The sequence below is a fragment of the Sphingomonas sp. BL-S-29 genome, assembly GCF_055521495.1.
The window spans coordinates 5,013,091-5,037,521 of the sequence record NZ_CM145482.1 but is presented as its reverse complement, the minus strand read 5'-3'; the positions used below and the strand labels follow the sequence as shown (position 1 = coordinate 5,037,521).

At 67.1% G+C, this 24,431-nt stretch carries 20 protein-coding genes and 1 tRNA gene; 8 read left to right on the top strand and 13 right to left on the bottom strand.

Going from position 1 to position 24,431, the window contains the following annotated elements:
• The first annotated feature begins 56 nt into the window (after positions 1-56).
• From ACZ1I2_RS23770 to ACZ1I2_RS23750, 5 genes are all read left to right on the top strand, one after another.
• The gene (locus tag ACZ1I2_RS23770; RefSeq protein ID WP_465175592.1) at positions 57-1,523 is read left to right on the top strand and encodes a mannitol dehydrogenase family protein; all 1,467 of its coding nucleotides are present in this window, start codon (positions 57-59) and stop codon (positions 1,521-1,523) included.
• On the top strand, positions 1,520-2,632 hold the full coding sequence (locus tag ACZ1I2_RS23765) for an endo-1,4-beta-xylanase (RefSeq protein ID WP_465175593.1): 1,113 nt from the start codon (positions 1,520-1,522) through the stop codon (positions 2,630-2,632). The genes ACZ1I2_RS23770 and ACZ1I2_RS23765 overlap by 4 nt, the downstream gene beginning before the upstream one ends.
• 116 nt (positions 2,633-2,748) lie before the next feature.
• Entirely contained in the window at positions 2,749-3,975 is a 1,227-nt protein-coding gene (locus ACZ1I2_RS23760; protein WP_465177092.1) for an SGNH/GDSL hydrolase family protein, read from the top strand.
• Positions 3,976-4,162: 187 nt separating this feature from the next.
• Positions 4,163-5,731: an aldehyde dehydrogenase (NADP(+)) gene (locus tag ACZ1I2_RS23755; RefSeq protein WP_465171743.1), complete on the top strand. Its 1,569-nt coding sequence runs from the start codon at positions 4,163-4,165 to the stop codon at positions 5,729-5,731.
• A complete protein-coding gene (locus ACZ1I2_RS23750) occupies positions 5,731-6,276 on the top strand; it encodes an NADPH-dependent FMN reductase (RefSeq protein ID WP_465175594.1) in 546 nt (181 codons plus the stop codon). Before ACZ1I2_RS23755 ends, ACZ1I2_RS23750 begins: the two co-directional genes overlap by 1 nt.
• A gap of 48 nt (positions 6,277-6,324) precedes the next feature.
• On the opposite strand, the gene ACZ1I2_RS23745 is transcribed toward ACZ1I2_RS23750, so the two are convergent.
• From ACZ1I2_RS23745 to ACZ1I2_RS23725, 5 genes are all read right to left on the bottom strand, one after another.
• Positions 6,325-8,832 (bottom strand): ABC transporter permease, encoded by a 2,508-nt coding sequence (locus ACZ1I2_RS23745; protein ID WP_465175595.1) that lies wholly within the window; start codon positions 8,830-8,832, stop codon positions 6,325-6,327.
• 9 nt (positions 8,833-8,841) lie between these two features.
• Positions 8,842-11,298, bottom strand: coding sequence for an ABC transporter permease (locus tag ACZ1I2_RS23740; protein ID WP_465171746.1), 2,457 nt, complete (start codon positions 11,296-11,298; stop codon positions 8,842-8,844).
• A gap of 22 nt (positions 11,299-11,320) precedes the next feature.
• Positions 11,321-12,001 (bottom strand): ABC transporter ATP-binding protein, encoded by a 681-nt coding sequence (locus tag ACZ1I2_RS23735; protein ID WP_372857923.1) that lies wholly within the window; start codon positions 11,999-12,001, stop codon positions 11,321-11,323.
• 3 nt (positions 12,002-12,004) lie between these two features.
• The gene (locus ACZ1I2_RS23730; protein WP_465175596.1) at positions 12,005-13,330 is read right to left on the bottom strand and encodes an efflux RND transporter periplasmic adaptor subunit; all 1,326 of its coding nucleotides are present in this window, start codon (positions 13,328-13,330) and stop codon (positions 12,005-12,007) included.
• Positions 13,331-13,461: 131 nt separating this feature from the next.
• A complete protein-coding gene (locus tag ACZ1I2_RS23725) occupies positions 13,462-13,590 on the bottom strand; it encodes a hypothetical protein (protein ID WP_465171749.1) in 129 nt (42 codons plus the stop codon).
• Positions 13,591-13,751: 161 nt separating this feature from the next.
• Here ACZ1I2_RS23725 and ACZ1I2_RS23720 point away from each other — a divergent pair, with 161 nt between their 5' ends.
• Complete coding sequence (locus ACZ1I2_RS23720) at positions 13,752-15,152, top strand: sigma-54-dependent transcriptional regulator (protein ID WP_465175597.1); 1,401 nt, start codon at positions 13,752-13,754, stop codon at positions 15,150-15,152.
• Positions 15,142-16,455 carry a sensor histidine kinase gene (locus ACZ1I2_RS23715; protein WP_465175598.1) on the top strand — a complete coding sequence of 438 codons (1,314 nt, stop codon included), beginning with the start codon at positions 15,142-15,144 and terminating at the stop codon, positions 16,453-16,455. The genes ACZ1I2_RS23720 and ACZ1I2_RS23715 overlap by 11 nt, the downstream gene beginning before the upstream one ends.
• 42 nt (positions 16,456-16,497) lie before the next feature.
• Here the strand turns inward: ACZ1I2_RS23715 and ACZ1I2_RS23710 are convergent, their stop codons facing one another.
• A complete protein-coding gene (locus tag ACZ1I2_RS23710; RefSeq protein ID WP_465175599.1) occupies positions 16,498-17,481 on the bottom strand; it encodes a right-handed parallel beta-helix repeat-containing protein in 984 nt (327 codons plus the stop codon).
• Between the two features lie 152 nt (positions 17,482-17,633).
• Positions 17,634-18,392 carry a FadR/GntR family transcriptional regulator gene (locus ACZ1I2_RS23705; RefSeq protein WP_465171753.1) on the bottom strand — a complete coding sequence of 253 codons (759 nt, stop codon included), beginning with the start codon at positions 18,390-18,392 and terminating at the stop codon, positions 17,634-17,636.
• Between the two features lie 230 nt (positions 18,393-18,622).
• Here ACZ1I2_RS23705 and ACZ1I2_RS23700 point away from each other — a divergent pair, with 230 nt between their 5' ends.
• Complete coding sequence (locus tag ACZ1I2_RS23700) at positions 18,623-20,206, top strand: Na+/H+ antiporter (RefSeq protein ID WP_465175600.1); 1,584 nt, start codon at positions 18,623-18,625, stop codon at positions 20,204-20,206.
• Between the two features lie 7 nt (positions 20,207-20,213).
• Here the strand turns inward: ACZ1I2_RS23700 and ACZ1I2_RS23695 are convergent.
• From ACZ1I2_RS23695 to ACZ1I2_RS23670, 6 genes are all read right to left on the bottom strand, one after another.
• Positions 20,214-20,289: transfer RNA gene (locus ACZ1I2_RS23695), tRNA-Phe, on the bottom strand.
• 41 nt (positions 20,290-20,330) lie between these two features.
• The gene (locus ACZ1I2_RS23690; RefSeq protein ID WP_465171755.1) at positions 20,331-20,528 is read right to left on the bottom strand and encodes a DNA gyrase inhibitor YacG; all 198 of its coding nucleotides are present in this window, start codon (positions 20,526-20,528) and stop codon (positions 20,331-20,333) included.
• 1 nt (position 20,529) lies between these two features.
• On the bottom strand, positions 20,530-21,498 hold the full coding sequence (locus tag ACZ1I2_RS23685) for a ribonuclease (protein WP_465171756.1): 969 nt from the start codon (positions 21,496-21,498) through the stop codon (positions 20,530-20,532).
• Positions 21,491-22,060 carry a Maf family protein gene (locus ACZ1I2_RS23680; RefSeq protein WP_465171757.1) on the bottom strand — a complete coding sequence of 190 codons (570 nt, stop codon included), beginning with the start codon at positions 22,058-22,060 and terminating at the stop codon, positions 21,491-21,493. Before ACZ1I2_RS23680 ends, ACZ1I2_RS23685 begins: the two co-directional genes overlap by 8 nt.
• A gap of 56 nt (positions 22,061-22,116) precedes the next feature.
• Positions 22,117-22,335 (bottom strand): translation initiation factor IF-1, encoded by a 219-nt coding sequence (infA, locus tag ACZ1I2_RS23675; RefSeq protein WP_010162480.1) that lies wholly within the window; start codon positions 22,333-22,335, stop codon positions 22,117-22,119.
• A 164-nt stretch (positions 22,336-22,499) separates the two neighbouring features.
• The gene (locus ACZ1I2_RS23670; RefSeq protein WP_465175601.1) at positions 22,500-24,428 is read right to left on the bottom strand and encodes a S9 family peptidase; all 1,929 of its coding nucleotides are present in this window, start codon (positions 24,426-24,428) and stop codon (positions 22,500-22,502) included.
• Between the last annotated feature and the right edge of the window lie 3 nt (positions 24,429-24,431).

Genomic DNA, 24,431 nt, shown 5'->3' with positions numbered 1-24,431 from the left:
GGGGCCCAGTATCGGGCCGGTCGTAACTGGGCCCCGGCCTTCGCCGGGGAAGCAAAATGGTAGAGCGCCTCTCCAATGAAACGCTCGACGCGCTCCCGGCTGACGTCGCCGTCCCTTCCTACGATCGCTTCGCTGTAAAACTTGGCGTCGTGCATCTCGGTATCGGCGCCTTCCACCGCGCACATCAGGCCGCGATATTCGAGGCAGCGCTCGAATCCGGCGACCTGCGCTGGGGCATCACCGGCGCGTCGCTGCGTTCCGCCGGCGTGCGCGACGAGATGAACCCGCAGGATGGGCTCTACACCGTCGTCACGCGCGACGGGTCGGGCGATGCGCTGAAAGTGATCGGCGCCGTGCGCGAGGTACTCGTCGCCCCGGAAAGTCCGGAGGCGCTGGTCGAGCGGCTCGCCGATCCCGACACCCACATCGTCACGCTCACCGTGACCGAAAAGGGCTACAAGCTCGACCCGGCGACTGGCGCGCTGCTCGTGGGCGACCCCGATGTCGCGGCGGATTGCGCCGATCTGACCGCGCCGAAGACGGCGCCCGGATTCCTCGTCGCGGCGCTGTCCGCGCGGCGCGACCTGGGCCTGCCGCCCTTCACCGCCATCTCCTGCGACAATCTGCCGCATAATGGCCGGCGCCTCGAACAGGCAGTGCTCGCCATCGCCCGGGCACACGGCGCGCCGCTGGCCGAGTGGATCGAGGCGCATGGCGCGTTCCCTGAGACGATGGTCGACCGCATCGTGCCCGCCACCACCCCGGCGGATGTCGAGAAACTCGAAACCGCCCTGGGGGCGAGCGACCAGGCGATGGTGAAGGCCGAGCCCTTCCTGCAATGGGTGATCGAGGATCGTTTCTGCGGTCCGCGTCCCGAGTTCGAGAAGCTCGGCGTGCAGATCACGGCCGATGTCGCGCCGTGGGAAGAAGCCAAGCTGCGCATGCTCAACGGCGCGCATTCGGGCATTGCCTATCTCGGCGGGCTGGCCGGTATCGACTTCGTCCATGAGGTCGTCGCGATCCCGGCGTTCAAGCGCTTCGTCGAGGCTTTGTGGGACGAGGCCGAAGCGACCCTGTCGCCGCCGCCGGGGCTCGACGTCGCCGCCTATCGCACGGCGCTGATGGAGCGCTTCGCCAACCCGGCGCTCCAGCATCGCACGCGCCAGATCGCGATGGACGGGTCGCAGAAACTGCCGCAACGCCTGCTGGCGCCGATCGCGGCGCGGCGTGCGGAGGGGCTCGAGGTGGACGCGCTGGCACTCGCCGTCGCGGCGTGGATGCGCTGGCAGGGCGCGCGCGACGATAGCGGCGCGACGCATGTCGTCGACGATCCGCTCGCCGCCGTCACCGCCGCCCGGCTCGATGGCGTAACCGATCCCGCAGCACAGGTCGCGGCGCTGCTCTCGATCGACGCAGTGTTCCCGCCGGCGCTTGCCGCCGACGAGATTTTCCGAGCCGCGCTGGTGCGGCACCTCACATCGCTCGCCGCCAACGGCGCACGCGCCACGGTGGAGGCACTGTGACCGGGTTCAGCCGCCGTGAAGCGCTCGGCGCTGCTGCTGCGGCGGCCCTGCTCGTGCCGGGCGAGGCGCTGGCGGCAGCGCCGGGGCTCGACGCGATCGGCAAGCAGCGCGGCATCCGCTTCGGCACCTGTCTGGGTGGCCCGGGTTTCCAGGACCAGCGCTACCGCGCGCTGATCGCCGAGCAATGCGGGCTGATCGTCCCCGAGAACGAGCTGAAATGGCAGGCACTCCGTCCTGATGCGAAGACCTTCGATTTCGCCCGCGCCGATGCGCTGATCGCCTGGGCCAAATCGGTCGGGCTCGCGACACGCGGCCATACGCTGCTGTGGCAGAAGACCGAGCGCTATCCGAAATGGCTGGTCGAGCATGATTTCGGCACCAGCCCGCGCGCCGAGGCCGAACGCTTGCTGACCGAGCATGTCTCGACGGTCGCCGGCCGCTACAAGACCCTACCCAGCTTCGATGTGGTCAATGAGGCCGTCGACGAGAAGACGGGCCAACTGCGCGAGACCGTGCTGACCACGCCACTCGGCGCGGAGACCGTCATCGACATCGCCTTCCGCACCGCCCGTGCCGCCGCGCCGGACATGCAGCTCGTCTATAACGATTATATGAGCTGGGAGCCCGGCAACGAGCTTCACCGCAGCGGCGTGCTCAAGCTGCTCGAGGCGCTGAAGAAGCGTGGCACCCCGGTCGATGCGCTCGGCATCCAGTCGCATATCGGCGCGCCCGGCCGCGGCAATGGCGCCCCGTTCGGCACGCGCGACGAAAAGGCGTGGCGCGCCTTTCTCGACGCGGTGACCGGCATGGGCCTCAAACTGCTCGTCACCGAGATGGACGTGAACGACAAGCTGCTGCCGACCGACATCGTCGCGCGCGACCGCGCGGTCGCGGACTATGCCAGGGCGTTCCTCGACTCCCTGCTCGCCTATCCGCAGCTGGATACGATCCTGTTCTGGGGGCTCGCCGACAACTATAGCTGGCTGCAGGGCCTGACGCCGCGCTTCGACGGGCTGGCCAAGCGCTGTTGCCCCTATGGCATGGACTATGAGCCCAAGCCGATCCGCGAGGCAGTTGCGGCCGCGCTTGGCGGCGCGGCGCAACGATGATCAGCCAGCGCCTGCCTCTTGTGTCCCCGCGAAGGTGGGGACCCAGCCTGGGCTCCCGCCTTCGCGGGAGCACAAGGAGTGTGATCGCAACGATAAGAGGGGACCTGCCGATGAGCATGATCAGGCGCGTGTTCGCCGCATCCCTGTTGTGCATGGCCGTGGCCGGCTCCGCCGCGCCGCCGCCTCAGCGCTGGCTGCGGAACTGGGCGTCGTCGCAGCAGATTCCCGAGCCGAACAACGCCCTGCCCGATGCCGACCTGAAGGACGCGACCCTGCGCCAGGTGGTGCGCGTCACCGTCGGCGGACAACAGATACGGGTGATGCTGTCCAACGCCTTCGGCACCGAGCCGCTGCGCGTCGACGCGGCGCATGTCGCCCTCTCGGCGGGAAGCGCCACCTCGAAGATCGACCCGGCGAGCGACCGGGCACTGACCTTTGACGGCGTGTCCGACGTGACGATCCCCGCGGGCGCCAGCTACCTGTCCGATCCGGTGGCGCTTCGCGTACCGGCGCTGGCCAGCCTTGCCATCACGCTTCACCTGCCCGACGCACCAGTGCGCCAGACCGGTCATCCCGGCTCGCGCGCGACCTCCTATGTCGTGCCCGGCAACAAGGTGACGCTGCCCGAATTGACTGGCGCGAAGACGGTCGATCACTGGTACCAGATCGCCGGAGTCGAGGTGCTCGCCCCCGTCGGCGCACGCGCGGTCGTGACGCTCGGCGATTCGATCACGGACGGCAATGGCTCGACCACCAACGGCAATGATCGCTGGCCTGATCGCCTGGCCGACCGGCTCCAGGCTTCGCCCGCCACGCGCAAGATTTCGGTGCTCAACCACGGCATCGGCGGCGGCCGGCTCCTGCTCGACGGGCTTGGCCCCAATGCGCTCGCGCGCTTCGACCGCGACGTGCTGGCGCAGACCGGGGTGCGCTACCTGATCGTGCTGGAGGGCGTGAACGATCTCGGCACCTTCACCCGCGATGCGCCGCAGACGCCGGAAGCGCATGCCGCGCTCGTTCGCCGGATCATCGGCGCCTATCGCCAGATCGTCACCCGCGCCCGCGCCGCCGGCATCAAGGCGATCGGCGGGACGATCCTGCCCTATGGCGGCAACGACTATTATCATCCCGACGCGCGGAACGAGGCCGATCGTCAGGCGATCAACGCCTGGATCCGCACGCCCGGCAATTTCGACGCGGTGGTCGATTTCGACGCGGTGATGCGCGACCCGAAGAATCCGATGCGCCTGCGCGCCGATCTCGACAAGGGCGATCATCTTCACCCGAGCGTCGCCGGCCACCGTGCGATGGGGGACGCCGTATCGCTGGCGCTGTTCAAATGAAGGGGATCGAACAAGGGCTTTGACACCGCGACACCGGCCACGGCACAGGCGAGCCGCGCCGCTGGTCCGGATCGCGGCACGGAATTTAGAGGCAAAAGGCGATTCAGGGCTCCCCGCCCCTCGAACGCGCCGCAACCGTAACTATTTACACCCCGAACCGACCGCGGAAGCGGCCAAGGAGATCAGCATGACCATCAACGGCGAAATGTTCATCGGCGCGCGTGCCGTACGCGGTACCCAGGGCGAGATCCGCGCGGTCCAGGCCGAGACCGGCGAGCCGATGGAGCCCGCGTTCGGCGGCGCCACGCTCGAAGACCTGGATGCTGCCTGCGCCCTCGCCGACGCGGCGTTCGACACCTATCGCGAGACCTCGCCCGAGGATCGCGCCAAGTTCCTCGAAACCATCGCCGACAACATCATCGCCATCGGCGACGATCTGATCGTGCGCGCCATGGCCGAAACCGGCCTGCCGCGCGGCCGCCTCGAGGGCGAGCGTGGGCGCACCTGCGGCCAGCTCCGCCTGTTCGCTCAGGTCGTGCGCGACGGCCATTATCTCGACGTGCGCATCGACCATGCCGATCCGGCCCGTGCGCCCGCGCCCAAGCCCGATCTGCGGTTGCGCAACATCGGTATCGGCCCGGTCGCGGTGTTCGGCGCCTCCAACTTCCCGCTCGCCTTCTCGGTCGCCGGCGGCGACACGGCGTCGGCGCTCGCCGCGGGCTGCCCGGTGGTGACCAAGGCGCACAGCGCGCATCCCGGCACCTCGGAGCTGGTCGGTCGCGCGGTCAAGGACGCCGTCGCTCAGTGCGGCCTGCCCGAAGGAGTCTTCTCGCTGCTGTTCGATTCGGGCCGCACCATCGGCCAGGGCCTGGTCGCCGATGCGCGCATCAAGGCGGCGGGCTTCACTGGCTCGCGCGGCGGTGGCACCGCGCTGATGAAGATCGCGCAGAACCGTCCCGAGCCGATCCCGGTCTATGCCGAGATGAGCTCGATCAACCCGGTCGTGCTGTTCCCGAACGCGCTGGCGGAGAAGGCGGAGTCGACCGCCAAGGCGTTCGTCGGCTCGCTCACGCTTGGCGCCGGCCAGTTCTGCACCAATCCGGGCCTGATCCTCGCGCTCGACGGCCCCGATCTCGATACCTTCGTCGCGGCGGCGGCGGCGGCGCTGGGCGACATGCCGGCATCGACCATGCTCACCCCGGGTATCGCCAAGGCATACCAGACCGGCGTCGAGGCGATCGGCAGCCACAACACGGTGGAGACGGTCGCGCGCGGCAAGCCGGGTCATCATTGCCAGGGCCAGGCCGGCCTGTTCCAGACCAGCGCGGAAGATTTCCTGACGCATCACGAGCTGCAGGACGAGATCTTCGGCGCTGCCTCGCTGATCGTGCGCTGCGCCGATCTGGAATCGGTGACCAATGTCGTCGACCATCTCGAAGGCCAGCTCACCGCGGCGATCCACATTGTCGAGGCGGATCATCCCGAGGCAGCGAAGATGATCCCGCATCTCGAGCGCAAGGTCGGCCGCATCCTGGTCAACGGCTTCGGCACTGGCGTGGAAGTGGCGCATGCCATGGTCCATGGCGGTCCTTATCCGTCGACCGCCGATGGCCGTTCGACCTCGGTCGGCAGCAAGGCGATTGACCGCTTCCTGCGCCCGGTGTCGTACCAGGATCTGCCGGACGGCCTGCTGCCCGCAGCACTCCGGGAAGCAAATCCGCTGGGCATCGAGCGCCTCGTCGACGGCAAGCGTTGATGGGACTGCGGCTGGTCGGCATTTCGGGAAGCCTGAGACGGCATTCCTTCAATGCCGGCCTGTTGCGGGCAGCGCGCGATGCCATGCCCGAGGGCGCGGCGCTGGCGATCCACTCGATCGCCGGCGTCCCGCTCTATGATGCCGATGTCGAGGCGGAAGGCATCCCGGACGCGGTCACCTTGCTCAAGGACGCGGTGGCCGAAGCGGACGGGCTGCTGCTCGTCACGCCCGAATATAACAATGGCGTGCCGGGCGTGTTCAAGAACGCGATCGACTGGATGTCGCGGCCCGGCTCGGACGTCGCGCGCGTGTTCGGTGGCAAGCCCGTCGCCATGATTGGTGCCTCGCCCGGCAATTTCGGCACGATCCTGTCGCAAAATGGCTGGCTGCCGATCCTGCGTACGCTCGGCACCGAACTCTGGACCGGGCAGAGGCTGCTGGTGTCCGGCGCCGGTCAGGCCTTCGATGCCGAAGGTAACCTGATCGACGATGCCGTACGCGCGAAGCTCGCGCGCTTCATGGCGGGGTTCGTCGCTTCCCTCTAGGATGGTGCCGCGGCAGGCCGAGGAAAAGAGCCTGCCGCGACGTCCCGTTTATTCGTAGCGCAGCGCGCGGATCGGGCTCGTCCTTGCCACGCGATAGGCGTGCGCCGAAATCGTGCCGATCGCGATGACCATCGCCAGCAGCCCGGCGAGCAGGAACGGCACCGGCGTCAGCGCGATCCGCGTGTCGAAGCCGTTCAGCCACCCGCGCATCACCCACCAGGCGACCGGCCAGGCGATCAGGTTAGCGATCAGCACCGGCCGGCTGAACTGCCACACCAGCAGCTTTAATATGTCCCGCGTCCGTGCGCCGAGCACCTTGCGGATGCCGATCTCCTTGGTGCGCCGTTCCGCCGTGAAGGACGCCAGGCCGAACAGGCCGAGGCAGCCGATCACCACCGCCAGGATCGCGAACATGCCGAACAGCTGGGCGCGTGCCTCATCCGCATTGTAGAGGTCGCGGACGACGTCATCGACGAACTTGGCGCCGAACGGGATGTCGGGAACCTGGCGCTTCCAGATCGCTTCGATCTGGTCATAGACTGCCTTGGGCGCCACGCCCTGGAAGCGCACGGCCATGCTGTAGAAAGTGTTGGTCTGATAGAAATAGAAGATCGGCTGAAGCGGATCGCGCGCCGAGCGATAACGCACGTCGCTGACGATGCCGATCACGGTTGCCGGCACCTGGCCATATTCCGCCAGCGTCATGCCGGTCATGACCGTCTTGCCCAGCGCCGTCTGCGGATCGGTGAAGCCGAGCCGCCGCGCTGCCTCCTCGCTCAGGATGATGTTGACGCCGCGCTGGACCAGCGCCCGCTCCGCCTCGGGAACCGCCGGCTGGGGCGTGGTCGCGTCGTCGCGCGGCTGGTTCTCGGAGAAGGTGCGGCCTGCGACCAGCTTGATGCCCATCGTCTTGAAGAAGTCGGGATCGACGCCGTAGATGCCGAGTGCGACGGGGTTGGTGCTGCCCGGCAAATTGACCGTGGTCACCGAATTATTGCCCGGATTGACCCATATGGTCGAGCGCGCGGCCGAGGTGACGCCGGGAATCCGCCGGATTTCCTCCATCAGCGACCGTGAGACCCGGTCCACCTGGGGGCGGGCGATATTGCCGACCTGCAACAGGCCGTCGCGCTTGTAGCCAGCGTCCGCCGTGCGAGCATAGACGGTCTGGGAATAGACGATCGCGGTGCAGATGATCAGGCCGATCGATACCGCGAACTGGCCGACCACCAGCACGTTGCGCAGCAGGCCCGACCCTTCCGCATCGGCTGCCGATTTGTTCGCCTTGAGCACGCGCGCCGGCTGGAAGCGTGACAGCACCAGCGCTGGATAGACGCCGCCCGCCAGTCCGACGAGCAGGGTCAGTCCGATCACCGGCAGCATCAGCCCGTCGAGTGCGAAATAGCGCAGCTCGATATCGGCCTTCAGAAAGGCGTTGAGGGCGGGCAGGGCCAGTTCGACCAGCGCCAGCGCGACCAGCATCGCGATCGCGGCAAGCAGGATCGATTCGCCGATGAACTGGGTGATGAGCTGCCGCCGGGTCGCGCCGAGCACCTTGCGCAATGCTACTTCGCGGGCCCGCTGAGTCGCCCGGGCGGTCGCCAGGTTGGTGAAGTTCACGCACGCCATGGCGAGGATCAGCAGCGCGATGATCGCGAAGGTGATGATCGTGCCGCGATCATTGCCGGGCCGCATCGACGCCATCTGCCCCGCGCCAAGATGGATGTCGCGGACATTGACCAGCTTCCAGTCCTGGTCGTCGCCAGCATTATATTTGCGGCTGCCGTCATTCTCGTCGGGGATGTTGCGCTTCTCCCAGGCCGGGAGCGCGGCATGGATCGCATTCACATCGGCGCCGGGCTTCAACCGGACGAAATAATTGCCGCCCTGGCTGTTCCAGCTCGTCAGCACGGACGGCACCCGGGCGAAAAAAGCACCCGGATCGAAGCGCGCGATCATGTTCATCGCCAGCGACGTGTTCTTCGGCAGGTCGCGGTACACGCCGGTGATCCGGTAGTCCGCGGTCATGTCGCCGGCGGTCAGGGTCACGGTCCGGCCGACCGGATTGCCCGCGCCGAACAGCTTCTTCGCCTGGGTCTGGCTGAGCGTCATCGCATGCGGATCGTCGAGCGCATGCGCCGGATCGCCATAGATGAAGGGCATTTCCAGCACCGAGAAGAGCGGTCCATCGGTGAACACGCCGTCGTCGATAGTGGCCGGCTGCCCGTCCTTGATGACCACCGCATCGGTGTTCTTGACGTAGACGGCATGCTCGACCTGCGGGAAATCCTTCTTCAGCGCGACGCCCGAGACATAGCTCGTCACCTGCAGCTTCATGTCCTCGCCGCCCTGGGGCGTCGCATGGTAGAAATCCTGCAGCTCATAGGTGCGGTCGGCATTGGGTAGCCAGCTGTCGTAGCTGAACTCATATTTCACGAAGCCGAGGATCAGCAGGCATGCGGCGATGCCCAGCGCCAGGCCGGCGATGTTGATGAAGGCGTAAGCGCGGTTCTTGGCGAGCGCTCGGATGCCGACGGTCATGTAATTGCGCCACATGTCCTTGTCCTATTCGTAACGGAGGGCGTGGATGGGGTTGAGGCGGGCAACACGGATCGACTGGCCCGCGACGGTCGCCAGCGCGATGGCGAGCGCGATCAGGCCGGCGAGCGCAAAGGGAGTGGGCGTCAGCGCGATCCGCGTGTCGAAGGTGTTGAGCCAGTCGCGCATCGCCCACCACGCCGCCGGCCAGGCGACGAGATTGGCGAGCACCACGGGCTTGGAGAACTGCCAGGCGAGCAGGCGGACGATGTCGCGCACCCTGGCACCCAGCACCTTGCGGATGCCGATCTCCTTGGTGCGCCGCTCGGTGGCGAAGGAGGCGAGGCTGTAGAGGCCGAGACAGGCGATCACGATCGCGAGCAGCGAGAACGCGGCGAACAGTGCGGTGCGTGCGCGGTCGGCGGCATAGAGCTCGCGCACGATGTCGTCGGCGAAGCGCGCCTCGAACGGAATTTCGGGTTCGAACTTGCGCCAGACCTTGTTCAGCGCCGCCATCACATCGCCCGGGCGCGCGGCCGCATAGCGGACGAGCACCTGGTCGGTGTGCTCGGGATCATAGGCATAGACGATCGGCTCGATCGCATCCCGTGCGGTGCGGAATCGCGTATCCTCGACGACGCCGGCAATCGTCGAGGGGACCATCACCCATCCGTCGAACGCGATCCGCACCACTTGCCCGATCGCTGCCTGGGGGGAGCGATAGCCGAGCTTGGCGGCGGCGGAGCGGTTGATCACCACGTTGATGCCCCGCGCGGCGAGGTCGTTCGGGGTCGTGCCGGCGATCCGGTCGGCGGCGACGCGATCGCCGAGCAGGCGGCCGGCGAGCAGCTTGATGTCCATCGTCTGCAGGAACTGGGTGTCGATGCCGTAGAACCCCATCGAGACATGGTCGGGGGCGCCCGACGCCTGCATCAGCCGGACGGGCTTGTCGGTCGACGCGAGTCCAAGCCCGGTGCGGCCGACGCCGGTGACGCCGGGAATGGCGAGCATCGCGGTGCGCGCGGCCTCATATTCGGAGCCCTGGGTGAAGCGCCAGGCATTGGCGATCTGCACCAGCCCGTCGCGGCGATAGCCGGGGTCGACTGCCTCGACATAACGCGTCTGGGAATAGATCACCGAGGTGCAGACAATCAGCCCGATCGCGATGGCGAACTGAAAAAGGACGAGCGCGGCGCGGAACCGGCCGCTGCCCGGCGTCTCGACCGAGGATCTGTTGGCGCGGAGCACGGCGGCGGGCTGGAAACGGCTGAGATAAAAGGCCGGATAGAGGCCACCCAGCAGCCCGGTCGCGACGTACAGCCCCAGTGCGGGCCACAGCATGCCGCCCTTGCCCAGATACTGGATGTGGAGATCCGCGCCGATCCAGGCCGCGATCCACGGAGTCGCCAGCTCGACGATGGTCAGCGCGAACAGCATCGCGAAGGCCGCCAGCATCAGGCTCTCCCCCAGGAACTGGCCGATCAGCTGACCGCGCGATGCGCCCAGCACCTTGCGCAGCGCCACTTCACGGGCGCGCTGCGTGGCGCGCGCGGTGGAGAGGTTGACGAAGTTCATCACCGCCATGCCTAGCGTCAGCAGCGCGACGATCGCGAAGGTCGCGAGCGAACGCGGGTCACCGCCGGGCATCATCGCTGCTTCCTGCGCCGCGCCCAGATGGACCTGCTCGATCGGCACCAGCGTGAAATCCATGAGATCGGCCATCGATGCCGGCTTGCCGTCGATCGTCTCGGGCTCGATCGCGCGTTTTTCCCAGGCGGGGAGCCCGGCATTGACCGCCGCGACGTCCGCGCCGGCGCGCAGCCTGACGAAATGCTGCTGGTTGAAATTGCCCCAGCCGCGATCCGGGCTCTGGCCCGGATCGCGGCGGACGACGATGCCCAGCTTCAGACTGGTATTGCGCGGCAGGTCGCGCAGCACGCCGCTGACCCGACGGTCGCGCTTGCCCGGCCCGGCGCCGAGGCTCAAGCGCTTGCCCAGCGCATCGGCGGTGCCGAATTGGCGGATCGCCTCGCGCTCGGTCAGCACGACCGTATGGGGGTCGCGGAGCGCGGTCGCCGCCGAGCCCTGGGCGAAGGGCAAGGCGAATACCTGGAAGAACTCCGGGTCGACGGTGATCACGTCGATGAACATCGGTTGGCCGTCATGCTCGGTGACGGTCTTTCCCAAGGAGACTGACGTAATGGCTTCGATCTGCGGAAAGCCGCCAGCCAGCCTGTCGTGAAGCGGAAACGGGCTCGCCTGGGTATGGACGATGGCCTGGGCCGGCGGACGGATCGTCGTCTGGATCTGATGGACGCGGGCGCTGTCGGGTAGCCAGCTATCGTAGCTGCGCTCATATTGGACATAGCCCAGGATCAGCAGGCAACCGGCGAGCCCGAGCGCGAGCCCGCCGATGTTGATCGCCGCATAGACGCGGTTCCGCGCCAGCATGCGGAGCGTGATCAGCAGATAGTTGCGCCACATCCCCTGAGCCTCCCCGTGTCGTTCAGGCCGCGCGGCGGTGCTGCTGCAGGATGCGGCCGTCGAGCATGTTGACGACGCGGCTGGCATAATCGGCATGCGCCGGGGAGTGCGTGACCATCACGATGGTCGATCCTTCCGCGTTCAGTTGCTGCAGCATGCGCATCACCTCGTCGCCGTGATTGGTGTCGAGGTTGCCGGTCGGCTCGTCGGCCAGGATCAGCTTGGGCTCGGCGACCAGCGCGCGGGCGACGGCGACGCGCTGTTGCTGGCCGCCCGAGAGCTGGCTCGGCCGGTGGCGGGCGCGGTGGGCGATGCCGACGCGGTCCATCACGGCGTCGGTACGGCGCTTGCGCTCAGCGGCGGGCACGTCGTGATAGAGCAACGCCAGCTCGACATTCTCGCGTACCGACAGCTCGTCGACCAGGTTGAAGCTCTGGAAGATGAAGCCGATATTGGCCTTGCGCACTTCGGCGAGACGGCTTTCGCCAAGGCCGGCGACTTCCTGCCCGTTGAACACATAGGAGCCGCTGCTGGGCGAATCGAGCATGCCCATCAGGTTGAGCAGGGTCGATTTGCCGCAGCCGGACGGGCCCATGATCGCAACGAACTCGCCGTCGGCGATATCGAGGTCGATCGCGTCGAGCGCGGTCGTCTCGATCGTGTCGGTGCGGTAGGTCCGCGAAAGCGCGCGCATTTCGAGCATGGCTTAGTCCTTTCCTTTGGCCGTCAGGTCGAGACGGTCCTTGTCTGCGAAACCGGTATAGGGGGAGGTGATGACGCGCTCGCCGGGGTCGAGCCCTTCGAGCACTTCGATCGAATCCGGATTGCGGCGACCCAGACGGACCGGGCGCTTCACCGCGCTGCCGCCATCGGGCGAGACCACGAACACCCAGTTGCCGCCCGTCTCGTTGTAGAAGGCGCCGGCCGGGATCAGCCGCGCCGGGGCGGGGTCGCCGAGCGTCAGCTTGGCCTGCATCGTCTGGCCGCGCTGGATATTGGCGGGCTCGGTGCCGAGGAACTGCAGGTCGACCTGGAATTGGCCGTTCTGCACTTGCGGATAGATCTTGGTGACGCGGGCGGCGAAGGTCTTGCCGTTCCACTCGACGCTGGCCTTCTGGCCGAGCTGGACCCGGCCGAGATAGAATTCATCGACGCCCGCCATCAGCTTGTTGCGGCCCGGGCTGTCGATCTGGCCGATCCGCTCGCCGCGCTGGAGCGACTGGCCGACCTGGATCGAGAAGCCCGACAGCTGGCCGGCGACCGGCGCACGCAGGTTGAGCGCGTCGAGATTGGCACGGGCGAGTTTGAGGCTCGATTGCATCGACGCGGCGGATGCGCGCTGCTGCGCGAGCTGGCTGCCTTGCAGCCGCTCGTCGGTCGCCTGGCTGCGGCGGGTCACGTCCATGCGCTTCTGCGCCGACATATATTCGTCCCGCGTATCGTTGAACTGCTTACCCGAGACGAAGCCGCGCGCGGCGAGCGGCTGCTCGCGCTCATATTGCCGGCGCGCCTTGGTCGCGGCGAGATCGGCGTCGATCAGCGACCGCTCATTGGCGAGGCGCGTCTGGGCGAGCGCAAGCTCCTGGCTGCGCATATTGTTGATCTGCTGCTCGACCTCGGTCTGGCGGGCGAGCGTGGAGAGCTGAAGCTCGGCATTGGACAGCTCGACGATCAACTCGCCCTTGGCGAGGCTGGCGCCGTCCTCGGCGATCACCTTCTCGACCCGGCCGCCCTCGATCGCGTCGAGATAGACGGTGAGGAGCGGGGTGACACGCGCACGGAGCGGAATGAAGTCTTCGAACTGGCCGGTGCGGACCGGCGAGATGGTCAGCCGGTCGGTGGCGACGGTCTGCGATCCGCCGCGCGGCGCTAAGAACCAGAAGGCGAGGATGGCGACCAACAACAATGCACCGCCAAGCGCGAGCTTGGTGCGCGTCGAGAGCTTCTTCGTCTCGACCGCGCGGTCCATCCCGCTACCCGTGACCGGGCGGTCTCCGCCCGGCTGGTCACCCTTCATGCGTACGACACTCATCTGTGCTCCCCTGGTCGGGCCATGCTCAGCAAGCGGCGTGCCAGCCTCGATATCGCGGAACATCGCGGGTCAGGCCTTGGCCGAGTGTCCGGTTCCGGACAGTGCCGTCCGGAACCGGACGCGAGTCCCGGTCACGCGATCTGGCCGCTGACGATCGAGGCGACGGTCACGACGGGCGCGGACGACGCGATGGTCAGGCAGGTAGTGATGGCGATCGCGGCCATGGCGCTGAGGATCTGCGGGGTGAAAGTGAGTTTCATCGGTCTTCTCCTTGAATGTGCCGGATTGGCAATGATCCGTTCAGCATGGCGCGTGCCAAATGCGGAAACTGGCGGATTTACGGGGGTTCGTGACCGGGAGGACAATCCTGGCACGGAAATTGACTGTCCGAATTCGCACGCGGATTGTACGGGAGCGGTCAATGGGGAAATCGGCGGACTTCGATCTCTGCGTCGTGGTGGACGACGACGAGGATATATTGACCGCCGCGCGGCTGTTGCTGCGCGGCCTGTTCAATGAGGTGGTGACGGCGCGCGCGCCCGACGAGGCGATCACCGCGATCGCCGGCCGGTCGGCCGACGTCGTCCTGCTCGACGCCAATTTCGCGCGCGGCGCGACCGATGCGGCGGAAGGGCTGGCCTGGCTCGACCGGCTGCTCGCGATCGATCCCGAACTGGTGGTGGTGATGATCACCGCGCATGCCGGGGTGAATGTCGCGGTCGAGGCGATGAAGCGCGGCGCGACCGATTTCGTGTCCAAGCCCTGGTCGAACGAGCGCCTGCTCGCCACCGTGCGCACCGCTGCCTCGCTCCGCCGCTCGCGCCGCGCGGTCGCGGTGGAGAAGGCGCGGGTGGTCGCGATCACGGACACCAAGCCTGGCGCCAGCACCCCGCTGATCGGCAAGTCGCCCGCCATGGCGCGCGTCCAGTCATTGATCGCCCGTGCCGCCCCGACCGAGGCGAACGTGCTGGTGCTGGGCGAAAACGGCACCGGCAAGGAGATCGTCGCGCGCGAGCTTCACGCCAGGTCGCTGCGCGCGCGTGCGCCGATGCTCACGGTCGATCTCGGTGCGATCGCGACCGAGCTGATCGATTCCGAATTGTTCGGCCATGTGAAGGGCGCCTTTACCGATGCCCGGGCCGATCGTATCGGCCGCATCCAGGCGGCGGACGGCGGCACCCTGTTTCTCGACGAGATCGGCAATTTGCCGCTGCATCTGCAGCCCAAGCTGCTGACCGTGCTCGAACAGCGCCAGGTCACGCCGGTCGGTGCCAATCGTCCCATCCCTGTCGATATCCGCGTGATCGCCGCGACCAACATGACCCCGCAGATGCTGCGCGACGACCGGCATTTCCGGCAGGATCTGCTGTTCCGGCTCAACACGGTCGAGATCGAGCTGCCGCCCCTGCGCGACCGGCGCGAGGACGTGGCGGCGCTCGTCACGCATTTCCTCGATCATTATGCCCGCCGCTACAACCGTCCCGCGCCCGAGCTGACCGCGGGCGCACGGGCGGCGCTTTCCGCGCATGACTGGCCGGGCAATGTCCGCGCGCTGCGCCACGCGATCGAGCGCGCCGTGATCCTGGCGGGCGATGCACCGCTCGAAGCGGAGGATTTCCCGCTCGGCGCCCCCTCGGCGCCGCGCGTCGCGCCCGAGGCGGTGGTCGCGCCGGCCGCGTCGGAGCTCAATCTGGAAAAGGTCGAGCGGCGGCTGGTGGAAGAGGCGCTGAAGAAGAACGGCTACAATATATCCATGGCGGCGACCGAACTCGGCCTGTCGCGGGCGGCGCTCTATCGGCGGATGGAGAAGCATGGGCTTTGACCGCCGTTTCACGCTCACCCTGGGTCTTTGGATCGGCGCGCTGCTCGTCGCGCTGGCCGGGTTCATCTGGTCGTTCGAGGTCGACGGGCTGGGCGCGGCGCGCATCGTCGCCGGGCTGATCGTGCTCTCCGCGGCGGGCGGGCTGTGGAATCACGTCGATCGCACCAACCGTACCGTCGCGCGCTTCGTCGAGGCGCTGAACAGCAAGGATTTCGCCACAAGGTTCGACGGGCGCGGCGGTGCCGGCTTCAGCGAGCTGGGCGGGGCGATGGACGCCGCGATGCGCGGGCTGCAGGAGGAGCGCGACCGCTCGGCGCGCGAGATGCGCTATCTCGAGGCGTTGGTCGACGACATGCCGGTGGCATTGCTGACGATCGACGCGGCGCACGGTGTGACCCCCGCCAACAAGGCGGCGCGGCGGCTGTTCAGCCGGCACCAGGGCGTCCGGCCGCAGGATTATGCCATCTATGGCGAGACCTTCGCCTCGCGGCTCGAGGTCGATGGCGAGACCCGGCAGGAACTGCTGATCCTGCGCATGCCTGGCGGGCCGCAGCGCGCGATCGTCCGCTCGGCCTCGCTCGAACGCCTCGGCCTGCGTATCCGTGCGGTGACGGTCGAACCTGTCCAGGGCACGCTCGACACGGTCGAGATGGCCGCCCAGACCGATCTCGTCCGCGTGCTGACGCATGAGATATTGAACTCGCTCACCCCGGTTACCTCGCTCGCCGGCACCGCCGAGATGCTGCTCGATGCCGAACCGCCCGACGTGCCGGACGCGCGCGTCGCGGTGACCACGCTATCGCGCCGTGCCGAGGGGCTGCGCCGCTTCATCGACAGCTATCGTGCCGTGTCGCACGCGCCGACCTTGCGCCGCCGCCGGTTCGACGCCGGACCCTTTGCCGCGGAGCTGGCCAAGCTGTTCGCCGCCGAATGGATCGATGTGCCGCTGACGCTCGAGGTGCAGGCGGACGTCACGCTCGACGCCGATCCCGATCTGCTGGCTCAGGTGCTGATCAACCTGCTGCGCAACGCAGCCGAGGCGGCGCATCGCGGCACCGACGAGCATTGGGTCCGGCTGTCGCTGTCGCATGTCGCTGGCCGTGTCTGGATCGAGGTGGAGGACAGCGGCACGGGCGTGCCGGAGAATCTGCGCCGCGATATCTTCCTGCCCTTCTTCACCACCCGGGCCGAGGGCACCGGCGTCGGGCTGAACCTCGCCCGGCAGGTCGTGGTGGCGCATGGCGGCTCGATCGACATCGGCGACGGCCGCGCTGGCGGCGCGCTGTTCCGCATCATCCTCTAGGCCGGCACCCGCCCCCAGGGCGAGTGCCGGTATCTACGCCCGTTACTTCTTCGCGAGGTTCGGTGCGGTGAACGCGCCGTCGGTCGTGTTGCCGTCGAGATAATTGTCGCCATAGCTTTTCATCGCCGTGTTGAACATCGCGATGCCGGTCGCATTATCCGTGATCGAGGTGTTGCCCACCCGAACCGTGGAACCGGGTCCGCTGGCGATGATGCCGTAGGATACGTTGTGCGTCACCACCGAGTCCCGCAGGAACAGCTGCGAGGTGCCGGTGTTGACCGGGCTCGTGACGAGCACGCCCGTTCCGTCGTTCGAGAAGACGGTGTTGGTGACGGTCGCGTTGATTGACGAGCCGACGATTCCGGTGGTGTCCAGCTTCAGGCCGAAATTGGTGTTGTTGGACACCAGGCTGTTGCTGATCGTCACCTTTGCCGAGAAGCCGGCGGCCGGGTTGACCAGGATACCGCCGGTGTTCGCGTTGCCCCCGACACCCGATTCGGAGATCGTTACATTGTCGAGGAACAGCTGGCCGCTGGCGTTGGCCGGCGAGAAATTGACCCCATAGCCGTTACGAAACCCGCGAATCTTCGTGTTGCGCACATGAACCGCGGCGGCATTCAGGATATAGATGCCGTTCACGCCGGCCGATCCGGTCTGGCCCAGGCCTTCGAAATCGAAGCCGCTGATATGGACGACAGCGGTCGTGCTGTTGATGATGAAGGCATTGGTCGCCGCCACCAGCACGCCGGTCTCGGTATTGTCGCACACCAGCGAGATCGATTTGGTGATCGTCAGCGAGCCGAAGCCGCCCGGATCGAGGCAGTTGATCTCACCGCCCGCGGCCGTCTTCGCGATCGCGCCCTGGAAGGTTTTGCACGGTGCGGTGCGGCTGCACGGGTTGACGTCGTCCCCGACGCCGGAAATCCAGGTGCGCGTCGCCTGCGCGGACGCCGGCGCAGCGTAGAAAAGCGACGTTGCGCAAAGCGTTGCAAGCAACAGCGCAAGACGATTCCAGATCGATGTCATATTGTCCTCCCCCACGGTGCCGAAGAGCGGCAAATGGAGGCGCGATATTAGCGAATTTCAGCATTGGCGACGACTCGAATCTTTTACGGCCACCGTCCGATATTAAGCGGCATCGCCTCGTTCATTATGACGTCTTGCCGTCACCGCGGCGATCATATCTCCGGAAAGGGTCGGTGCCCCGCGGCCTGAAGCAGCAGGTCGAGCGCCGCCTGGATCAGGCTGCGCATCTGTCGCGCCGCGCGCCGCGGATCGCCCTCGACGATCGCGTCGGCGATCAGCTTGTGCTCCATCGCGCTCGCGCGGGTCACGCCCTTGTACGCGTTGGTCTGGCGGATGCTGAAGCGCAGCGCGGTCTCCGACAGGTCAGTGAACTGCCGCATGAAGCGGTTGTTGCTCGCCTCCAGCACGGCGGTGTGGAAGGCGATGTCCGCCGCGAGCGAGTCCTCCTCGCCACGTTCCGCCGCGAACATCCGTTCGATCGCGCGCACGATCGCCCGCCGCTGCGGCCCGGTCGCGCCCTCTGCGGCGCGGGCCGCGGCGCGCGGCTCGATCGCGATGCGGATTTCGGTGAAGTCGATCAGCAGGTCGATCGAGAAATCCCGCTCGAGCATCCATTTGAGGATGTCGGGGTCGAGCAGGTTCCACCGCGCCTCGGGCTGGACCAGCGTCCCCTTGCGCTGTCGGGCGATAAGCAGGCCCTTGGCCGTCAGCATCTTCACGGCTTCGCGCACCACCGGTCGGCTCGCGCCAAAGCGTTGGCACAGCTCCGCTTCGACCGGGAAGGGCGAGCCTCTCGAATATTGCTCGGTCACGATGGCGCGGCCGAGATCATGCACTATCCTGCCGGTGAGATTGCGTCCGCCATGGTCCGGTTCGCCCGGACGGTCCGGAATGCCTGTTTCCCCTGCCAATCGCTCCCTTTCGCATCGGCGGTGTCGTCGCGCGCCGGCGCCGCGGTTGGTCCGCGATCGCCTGACGCGGGAAGGTTATCCGCTGATCGCGGCGCCGTCGATGCCGGGGCGAAGAAGGCAGGTGGCATGACCGCTTCCGGCTTTGCTCCCGCCGGCGCGCAATGGCACAGTGGGAACCGGATCAACCATGCCACACCGGCGCATCGGTCTGGTGATGTGCGGGAGAGCCGATGCACCCTGTCGAAACCTTCGAACTTATCCTGACTCTGCTCGCCGTGGTTGTCGCGCTGCATTGGGCCGCGCGGCGCGTCGGCCTCCCATCGGCCACTGCCTTGCTCGTGGGCGGTGGGCTGCTTGCCTTTGTGCCCGGGCTGCCCCCGGTCACGCTCGATCCCGAGCTGGCGCTGGTGCTGTTCCTGCCGCCGCTGCTGATGGACGGTGCCTATTACACCGCCTTGGGCAGGTTCCGGCAGCATCTGCCGGGCATCCTGTCGCTCGCCGTCGGCGCGGTCATGTTCACCACGCTGGTCGTCGGCGTCGTCGTCCACTGGCTCGTCCCGACCCTGCCATGGGCGGCCTGTTTTGCGCTCGGTGCGATCGTGTCGCCGCCGGATGCGGTATCCGCCCGCGCGGTGCTGCAGGGCGTCACGCTTCCCCGGCGCCTGTCCGCGTTGCTCGAAGGGGAAAGCCTGCTCAACGACGCGACTGGCCTGGTGCTGTTCCGTTTCGCCGTCGCCGCGACGCTGAGCGGTGCGTTCAACGCCGCCGCAGCGGCATCGAACTTCCTCTTCCTCGCGCTTGGCGGTGTCATTGCCGGCCTGCTGGTATCGGGGGTCTGGATGGTCGCGGTCCGGCGCCTGAAAGATCAGACGCTGATCATCCTCGCCAACACGCTGATGTGCTGGGTCGCCTATATCGCCGGCGAGGCGGCGCATGTGTCCGGCGTGATCGCGACGGTCGTCGCCGGCCTGGTGCTTGGCTGGTATCAGCATATCCTCCTGCCCGCACAGGTCCGGCTGCGCGGCGGCGCCTTCTGGCAGACCCTGGTGTTCGTGCTGGAAGCGCTGGTCTTCATCCTGGTCGGCTTCACGCTCCGCGGCGTACTGGACCGGGTCGGCGGCATCGCGGCAGTCTCGACGACGATGGCCGTCCCCGTGCTCGGCGTGGTGCTGGCGGTCACGGCGGCGCGCTTCGTCTGGATCTTCGGCGGCGACGGGGTGCTCGTCGCGCTGCGCGAGCTGGGGTGGAAGCGCGCGCGCCCGCTCGGCATGCGGCAGGCGACGGTGCTGAGCTGGGCGGGGATGCGCGGCGTCGTGACGCTGGCGGTGGCGCTCACCCTGCCCGAATCGATGCCGGGCCGGGACCTGATGCTCGTCACTGCCTTTGCCGTGATCTTCGCCACCGTGGTCATCCAGGGCGCGAGTCTCGGCTGGCTGATCCGATGGGTCGGTCCGGTCGACAAGGATCCGCCCGCGAAAATGAGCATGGCCGCATCGGAAGCCGCCATCGTCCGCGCCCGGACCGAGGCAGTGGAGGCGCATGCCTTTGCGCCGGACGGCACCCTGATCCACCCGAAGCTGCTCGAGGAATCTCGCAAGCGCCTCGCCATGATCCAGCGCTACGCGGCGGACGCGGATTCGTTCATGGTGGGTATCCGCACGCATTTCGACGTCGTGCTGATCGGCCTTGCCGCCGGGCGCGCCGAACTGATCCGCATCCACCGCGCCGGGCTGATCGAGGACGAAGTTCTGCACAATCTCGAACGCGATCTCGACGTCGAGGAACTGGGCATCATCCTGCAGCGCGACGGATAGCTAGGAGTGGTGCCCGGGGACGGGATCGAACCGCCGACACTGCGATTTTCAATCGCATGCTCTACCAACTGAGCTACCCGGGCATGGCCGGCGCGCCTGATGGGCGCCGGAAAGAGCGGGCCTCTTAATCGCGGTCGTTGGCGCTGTCCAGCCCGGCTGTGGCACTGGATGATTCTTCCGGATCGGCGGGCCCCGCGGGAATGCGATAGCCCTCGCCGAGCCATTGCAGCAGATCGCGGTCGCGGCAGCCGCGGCTGCAGAACGGCGTATGCTCCCGGGACACGGGCTTGCCGCAGATCGGGCATTTGTCGTTCTTCGCCATATCAGATCGCCTCGAAATCATGGTTCATGCCGGTGCGACGCGCTAGTTCGGCGAGCAGCGCAGGCCGCGCCGTCAGCCAGGCCAGAACGCCCGGACGAACCTTGTGGTGCCGCATGCCCGGTGGCGGGGTGCGTTCGATCGTGCGGAGCAACGCGCGCGCCTCGGCCCCCGCCCGGTCGGCGCGGAGCAGTTCGGGCAGCGATGCCCGTGAACGACGCCGCACGATCTGCAGGAACCCGAACCCGTTCATCGCGGTACGCTCGAAGGGCAACGGTAGTGCCGCGTCGATCGCCGCCGCCACTGCCTGGCGCGCTGCCTTGCCCTCGATCGTCGGGAAGTCGATGCCGATCGAGCCGCCGATATCATGCCGCAGGATCGCCGCGCCCACTGCACGCGCCGCATTGACCGCCAGCGTCTCCAGCGGCGGATAGCCGTCGACATCGAACAACGTCATCGCGGGAGTCGGCGACAGGCGCAGCGCGCCGCCGGGAAAGGCGATCTCGCCGGTCAGCGCTTCCTCCAGTATTTCGGACCAGCCCGCGGCTTCCAGCGCGTCGGGCTCATGCGCGCGCAGGGTGCGCACCGGGTGCCCCGACGCGGTGATCCGGGCGAGCAGGTCCGGCGCGGGGGCAGGGGCAGCGCCCGCTTCGGCGGGCATGGCCTTGGCGAGCTTCGCGCGGCCTGCCTCCGGGATCGCCTCGCGCACGATCTCGACCGTAAGCGCCGCGCCCTGGGTGATGCCGATCGGTAGTGGGGAAAGGACCGCCTCGCCCCCTTCGACCGTCACGCGCCCTTCGCGGCCCTTGACGGTGATCTCGACCAGCCGGGCCGCGAGCACCGCGCCGACCCGCAGCGCGCCGTCATCCAGCTCGATCCGCGCCTCGACGATCGCGCCGTCCTCGACCAGCGCGGCGCGCGCCTCGCCGATCCCGGCCTCGTACAGCCATTCGATGGAGGGGCACTCAACCAAGGGGCATGCCCGCCGCGATCAGCAGCGCGCGGGTCTCGAACAAAGGCAGGCCGATCACGCCCGAATGGCTACCTGACAGGAAGCGCACGAACGCCTCGGCCCGGCCCTGGATGGCATAGCCGCCCGCCTTGCCCAGCCCTTCGCCGCTGGCGACATAGGCGTCGACCTCGCGCTCGGTCAGCGGCTTGAACGCGACGATCGTGTCGGACAGGCGGGTGCGCGCCTTGCCCGCGGTGTCGATCACGCAGACCGCGGTCAGGCAATGATGGCGGCGTCCGGAAAGCAGGCCGAGCATGTGGCGCAGCTCGGCCTCGTCCTCCGCCTTGCCCAGGATACGCCGGCCGAGCGCGATCACCGTATCGCCGGCCAGCACGATCTCGCCCCCGCCTCGCTCGACCGCGCGCGCCTTGGCCTCGGCCAGGCGCGGCGCATGGACGCGCGGCGCCTCGCCGGGCAGCGGGGTCTCGTCGATGGCTGGGTCGGCGACGCGCGCCGGCTCGACACCGAGCCGCGCAAGCAGATCGCGGCGGCGCGGAGAAGTGGAAGCGAGGACGAGCCGCACTGGCGGCTCCTTTTATGCTGGATCCCGGCCTTCGCCGGGATGCCGCGCTGCGCGCGTCACTTGAAGCGGTAGGTGATGCGACCCTTGGTCAGGTCGTACGGGGTCAGTTCGACAAGCACCTCGTCGCCCACCAATACGCGGATGCGGTTCTTGCGCATCTTGCCGGCGGTGTGGCCGAGGATTTCATGGTCGTTTTCGAGTTTTACGCGGAACATGGCGTTGGGCAGAAGCTCCACCACCTGGCCGCGCATTTCGAGCAATTCTTCCTTGGCCAAACAAACCTCTAGCGATGTTGGGAAATCGTGAGCGGGCGCCTTAGCGCCAAAGCGCCCAAAAGGGAAGCTCTGCCGATTCGGGCGGTAGGAGCGGGCATTGTCAGCAGAACTCTCCATTCGCCAGCGGGATCGAGACAGGTTCGGATAGCGGGAGCAGCAATGGCTCAGGCCGGATTGTTCGTGGTTAAAAAGGCATCGAGACGCTTCAGAAAGTCCGCAATGTCTTCTTCCTTTTGCAGGCCGTGTCCTTCTTCGGGGTAGAAGACCGATTGCACGGACGCCTTCCGGCGTTCCAGGGCGGCGACCATCTGCCGGCCTTGCTTCACCGGTACGGTATAGTCCTTGTCGCCGTGCACGATCAGCACCGGCACCGTCAGGCGATCGGCCTGAAGAAGAGGGGACACCGATTCCAGATCGGTCTCGTTGTCCGCTTCGCCCTTCACCTTGCGCTGCCAGGCCTTGAAGTAGCGGGGCGCGGAGAACATCCGTTTGTCGTATCGGAGAATTCCCGGCAGATCGGTCACGCCTGCGAGGCTCACCGCGCAGCGATAGCGTTCGGGATTGCGGATCGCACCCCACAGCGCCGCATAGCCGCCATAAGACCCGCCCATGATGCAGACGCGCTTGGGGTCGACCTGGCCTGACCTGACGAGCCAATCCATGCCATCGTCCAGGTCATCCTGCATCGCTCTTCCGAACTGGCCGTAACCGCGCCGCACGAAGTCCTTGCCATAGCCGGTGGATCCCCTGAACTGAGGCTGCAGCACCGCATAGCCGCGGCTGGCAAGGAACTGGACGAAACGATCATAATCCCAGTTGTCGCGGGCGAAAGGGCCGCCGTGCGGCATGACGATCAGCGGCAGGTCCCTGGCAGGCCGATCCTTGGGGAGCGTGAGATAGCCCGGGATGGAGAGCCCATCCCGGGCCGTATATCGGATGGCGTTGACAGGGGACAGCTTCGCACCGAGGAGCTTCTCGTACGGCGCGGCGACTCGCTGCATCCTTTTGGCGGTCCGATCGAACATATAATAGGTTCCGGGATCGTCGCCGCCGCCGGACCAGATGAGCACGCGCTGGCCATCGTTGCTGCTGTTCAGGATTCTGTTGTCTGCCTTTGGGAAGACGTGATCGATCGTCGTCTGAAGCTGCCGTTTTTCGGGATCGAGCCATTCCATATGGTAGCGGTCGTTTTCGTACCCCACGCCTGTCACCCTGCGCGTGACCGGGTCGATCCTGACCTCCGTCACGTCGACTTCGCCATTCTCATAGATCGGCTCACCGACTTCACCGGTGCGGAAATCGATCCTGTAGGCGGCGAAGCGCCCGGTTTTCGCATTGGTAACGATCAGCCCCGTGTCGGCTCCGCCCAGAAAATAAAGTCCATCGACCGCGCCGTCGTTGTTCTTCACGGCGTTGCGTGCGCGGATCGCCTTGAGCGGCGCGTCGGGCACATCGCGATACCATAGGGTCCAGCGGTCGCCGTCATAAAAGATGCCGGTACGAACGACGCCGTTGCCGTCGGCGTACCAGTTCCAGATGTTCGAGCGGCTAGGCTCGACGAGCTTGATCTCACCGGTGAGAAGGTCGACGCGCTTGACGGAGGGAGTGAGGGACATGTTCTGCTGGCTGGACAGCAGGATCCAGCGACCGGTGGGATCGGTGTAGATGACATCGCCGGCGGAAAGCGAGCGGCCCTTGGGATTCAGGACCTTTGCCTCTCCGGTCGTCAAATCCACGGCATAGAGCTGTGTGATTTCGATATCGCTGCCGAAGAAGCTCGCCTGCATCGATCTCGTGAGGAGGATGCGGCCATTTCCCGCCCACTGGATCTCCGCGATTCCCGCATCGCCCAGATCGACACGGCGTATCAGCTTCATATCCGCGAGCGCGAAGACGCAGAGGGAGGTCTTGCCACCCACCGTCGATTCCGCCGCGATGGACTTGCCGTCGGGGGAGAGAACGGGATTGTTGATGAACGGCTGTTCCGCGAAGGTGGCGATCGGCACCGGCTCGGTCGGGGCCACTTTCTCCGCAGCGGCAATGCCGTACGCCGGCGAAATCAGGAGGAATGCACCCAGGGCTTCACGCCACATCGA

Coding starts and splice junctions, on each gene's coding strand:
- ACZ1I2_RS23690 (WP_465171755.1), bottom strand. CDS start 20,528: ATGGCGAAGAACGACAAATGCCCGATCTGCGGCAAGCCCGTGTCCCGG.
- ACZ1I2_RS23715 (WP_465175598.1), top strand. CDS start 15,142: ATGGGCTTTGACCGCCGTTTCACGCTCACCCTGGGTCTTTGGATCGGC.
- ACZ1I2_RS23750 (WP_465175594.1), top strand. CDS start 5,731: ATGGGACTGCGGCTGGTCGGCATTTCGGGAAGCCTGAGACGGCATTCC.
- ACZ1I2_RS23740 (WP_465171746.1), bottom strand. CDS start 11,298: ATGTGGCGCAACTATCTGCTGATCACGCTCCGCATGCTGGCGCGGAAC.
- ACZ1I2_RS23730 (WP_465175596.1), bottom strand. CDS start 13,330: ATGAGTGTCGTACGCATGAAGGGTGACCAGCCGGGCGGAGACCGCCCG.
- ACZ1I2_RS23755 (WP_465171743.1), top strand. CDS start 4,163: ATGACCATCAACGGCGAAATGTTCATCGGCGCGCGTGCCGTACGCGGT.
- ACZ1I2_RS23670 (WP_465175601.1), bottom strand. CDS start 24,428: ATGTGGCGTGAAGCCCTGGGTGCATTCCTCCTGATTTCGCCGGCGTAC.
- ACZ1I2_RS23735 (WP_372857923.1), bottom strand. CDS start 12,001: ATGCTCGAAATGCGCGCGCTTTCGCGGACCTACCGCACCGACACGATC.
- ACZ1I2_RS23700 (WP_465175600.1), top strand. CDS start 18,623: ATGCACCCTGTCGAAACCTTCGAACTTATCCTGACTCTGCTCGCCGTG.
- ACZ1I2_RS23770 (WP_465175592.1), top strand. CDS start 57: ATGGTAGAGCGCCTCTCCAATGAAACGCTCGACGCGCTCCCGGCTGAC.
- ACZ1I2_RS23760 (WP_465177092.1), top strand. CDS start 2,749: ATGATCAGGCGCGTGTTCGCCGCATCCCTGTTGTGCATGGCCGTGGCC.
- ACZ1I2_RS23745 (WP_465175595.1), bottom strand. CDS start 8,832: ATGTGGCGCAATTACATGACCGTCGGCATCCGAGCGCTCGCCAAGAAC.
- ACZ1I2_RS23725 (WP_465171749.1), bottom strand. CDS start 13,590: ATGAAACTCACTTTCACCCCGCAGATCCTCAGCGCCATGGCCGCGATC.
- ACZ1I2_RS23720 (WP_465175597.1), top strand. CDS start 13,752: ATGGGGAAATCGGCGGACTTCGATCTCTGCGTCGTGGTGGACGACGAC.
- ACZ1I2_RS23710 (WP_465175599.1), bottom strand. CDS start 17,481: ATGACATCGATCTGGAATCGTCTTGCGCTGTTGCTTGCAACGCTTTGC.